At 74.6% G+C, this 3150-nt stretch carries 4 protein-coding genes; all 4 read right to left on the bottom strand.

Annotation, left to right across the window (positions count from 1 at the left end; all coding sequences use genetic code 11):
* Nucleotides 1–92: 92 nt before the first annotated feature.
* Complete coding sequence (locus ND748_RS28945; RefSeq protein WP_251749359.1) at nucleotides 93–893, bottom strand: class II aldolase/adducin family protein; 801 nt, start codon at nucleotides 891–893, stop codon at nucleotides 93–95.
* Nucleotides 893–1699: an isochorismatase family protein gene (locus ND748_RS28940; RefSeq protein WP_251749358.1), complete on the bottom strand. Its 807-nt coding sequence runs from the start codon at nucleotides 1697–1699 to the stop codon at nucleotides 893–895. The genes ND748_RS28945 and ND748_RS28940 overlap by 1 nt, the downstream gene beginning before the upstream one ends.
* Nucleotides 1700–1781: 82 nt before the next feature.
* Complete coding sequence (locus ND748_RS28935; RefSeq protein WP_251749357.1) at nucleotides 1782–2201, bottom strand: VOC family protein; 420 nt, start codon at nucleotides 2199–2201, stop codon at nucleotides 1782–1784.
* Nucleotides 2202–2373: 172 nt separating this feature from the next.
* Nucleotides 2374–3150: SDR family NAD(P)-dependent oxidoreductase (locus tag ND748_RS28930; RefSeq protein ID WP_251749356.1), on the bottom strand; the 777-nt coding region annotated here is incomplete at its 5' end.

Genomic DNA, 3150 nt, shown 5'->3' with positions numbered 1-3150 from the left:
GGCCAGCCGGGTGCAGCCGGCCGCAGCCGCGGCGCCGGGTTCGGCGAGGGCGGCCAGCGCCTCGGCGCGGCTGGCTGGATGCGTCCAGGTCGTCACGATCCCGGCTCCGCCACGCCATCGACCCGCACGTACGAGCCCCGGACGGCCACGTCGTCCCCCGGTTGGACCGGTCGCAGCCCGCCCGGACCGAGGGCGGCCGACCAGGGGAGATCCAGCGCGGCGACGGCGTCCGCCCAGATCGCCGCCATCCGCCCGGCGTGACCGGCCTCGAAAGCCGACGACAACCTCGCCACCGTGACCGGGTCAATCGGGCGGGGCCGGCCCACCGCCATCGCCGCCAGCCGGATGACCAGCGCCCGATGCAGCAACAACGCGAGAGCGGTGGCCTCCACGATGTCGCGGCCCACCGTGACCAGCCCGTGCGCGCGCAGCAGCGCCGCCCGATCGGACCCCAGGCAGCGGGCGAAGGCCCGCCCGCGCCCGGCGTCGGCCACAAGGTCGGCGTCGTCGTACCAGGCGACCCCGGCGGCGAACGGGACCTCGTCCTGGCTGAGGATGCCGCCGCTCATCGGCGGGAACAGCGTCGCCGTCTGGGCGGCGAGCGGGTGGGTGTGCACGACGGCCCCCACGTCGTCGCGGTGGGCGTAGACGGCCCGGTGCAGGGCGGTCTCCTCGTGCAGGCGCAACCCGAGGGTGCGCGCCGCACCGTCCGGGCCGACCTCGGCGACGTGGCCCGGCCCCACCCGGGCCAGGGACGCCCCCGCCGTCTTGACCAGCAGCCCGCCATGCGGCATCCGGACGCTGACATGCCCGAAGCAGAAGTGGTCCTGACCGTCCGCGGCGAGCACCCGGCAGGCGGTCGCCACGTCGAGGCAGCTCGGGTGGAGGCTCATCAGGGCTCTCCGGGCTCTCCGGGCAGGGCAGGCACGGCCCGCTCGGGCCGGCCGGGTTGCTCCGCGGCGCGAAGCCGCCCGGTCGGGACGGGCCCGCCGGCGTCCATGGCCCGGCCGGGCCATGCGGCCAGCCGGGTGACGACGGCGGCGAGATCCTCGACGTCGCCGTACTTGGCATCCAGGTCGAACAGGCTCACCTCGTGCACGAGCGGCGCCCGGTCCCCGACCGCCTCCCGCACGACGATCGGCCGGAACCCCAACCCGCAGGCGTCCACCACGCTTGCGCGCACGCAGCCGCTGGTCGTTGCGCCGGCGACCAGCACCGTGTCGACGCCGAGCCGGCGCAGCCGCACGTCGAGATCGGTACCGAGGAACGCCGACGCGTGCTTCTTCACGACCCGGTCGTCCTCGGGCCGGGCGTCGAGTCGGGCGTCGAGTTCCACCCAGGGGCTGCCCTCGACGAGCAGGCGCTGCGCGGGGATCTTGGCCGGCCACACCCCCGCATCGGCCATGTCCGGGCGGTAGCGCACCATCGCCCAGAAGATCGGCACCCCCGCCGCGCGGGCGGCCGCCAGCAGCGCACCCGTGGCCTCGACCACCTCGCCAAGGTCCCCCCCGAGCGGGCAGGCCGGATCGGTGAATCCCCGGATCAGATCGACGACGACGACCGCCGGGCGCTCCCCCCAGCCGATCCGGCGCACCATCCCGGACCGGGCGAAGCGCGCCCGCAACTCCACCAGCTCACCCAGCGCACCCCCGCCGGGCAATGCAGGCCTCGCAGGCAACGCAGCCATCGCAGGCGGCATCGCAGCCACCTCAGGCAACGCAGCCACCTCAGGCAACGCAGGCTTCTCGGGCATCGCAGGCTTCTCAGGCACTTCGAGCGTCTCAGCCATCGACGCCCGCGAACCAGCGCACCGGCTCGTCGCACAGCTCGACGATGTTCCCCTCGGGATCCATGAGCTGGGCGACGCGCCACTTCGGGGCGTCGTCGCCGTCGATGACGACCGGCGCGACGTGCACCGGCGTGACCCCGCGCCCGGCGAGCTCGGCGAGGGTCGCGTCCATGTCGGCGACGCTGAAGGTGAACAGAACCTGGTTACGCTCCCACCCCGTGAACGGCGGGTTCTTCGCCGGGCCGTTGTCGTGGCGGCCGATGAGCACGAGGATGCACGGCCCGGTGTCGAACACCGCGGACTGCACCGTCGACGTCATCAGCCGCAACCCCAGCCCGTCGCGGTACCAGGCGGTCATCGGGCCGATGTCGTGCGCCCACACCAGGTTCCAACTGATCGATCCCAACGCCATCGGACTCTCCTGCCCGGTCGGTGCCGGCCGCTCGCAGCCGCCGCCGCACCGGCGACCGGGGGACACGGACGTGGCTCCCGGTGCCGGCGCGGCGATCGGCGGCCGGACGCGACAGGCTCACGGTGAAAGCTGGTGGCGGGTGCCGGGAGGAGGCCGGCACCCGCCCGGCCGCTCACCCCACGGCGGCCACGCCACCGTCCACGACCAGCGAGGTGCCGTGGACGAAGTCGGCGATGTCGGAGGCGAGGTAGACGGCGGCGGCCGCGACGTCGACGGGCAGGCCGTTGCGCCGCGCCGGGGTGGCTGCGGCCGACGCCGCGGCGGCGCCCGGCGGGGCGAGCAGCTTGTTCGTGGGCATGTCGATGCTGCCGGGCACCACGCAGTTGACGTTGATGCCGTGCGGCGCGAGCTCGCCCGCGAACACCTGGGTGAGGAAGCCGACGGCCGCCTTCGTCGCCCCGTACACCGACACCCCGGGGAACGCCCGCAGCCCGGCCACCGAGCCGACAGTGATGATCTTTCCGCGTCGGCCCTGGTCGACGAGATAGCGCGCCGCCGCCTGAGCGCAGAAGTACGTGCCCTTGACGTTGAGGTCGAACTGATCGTCGTAGTCGGCCTCGGTCGCGTCCAGCAGGGCGGCGCCCTCGAAGACGCCCGCGACGGTGGCGAGGATGTCGAGGCCGCCGAAGTGGTCGACGGTGGCCGAGACGATCCGGGCCGCCTCGGCGACGACGGTCACGTCGGCCTGGATGCCGATGATCTCGCCACGTGGCGCCAGCGACTCGACGACCGCGTCCATCTTCGCCTTGTCCCGCCCGACGACGGCGACCTTCGCCCCGGCGGCGAGGAACGCCTCGGCCACGCCGAGCCCGATGCCCTGCGTGCCGCCGGTGACCAGCGCGATCCGCCCGGCCAGCGGCGTGCCCGGCAGCGGCGCCGGGCTCGACGC

It is taken from the genome of Frankia sp. AiPs1 (assembly GCF_023716945.1).
Lineage (GTDB): Bacteria > Actinomycetota > Actinomycetes > Frankiales > Frankiaceae > Frankia.
This window is presented reverse-complemented; position numbering and strand designations above follow the sequence as displayed.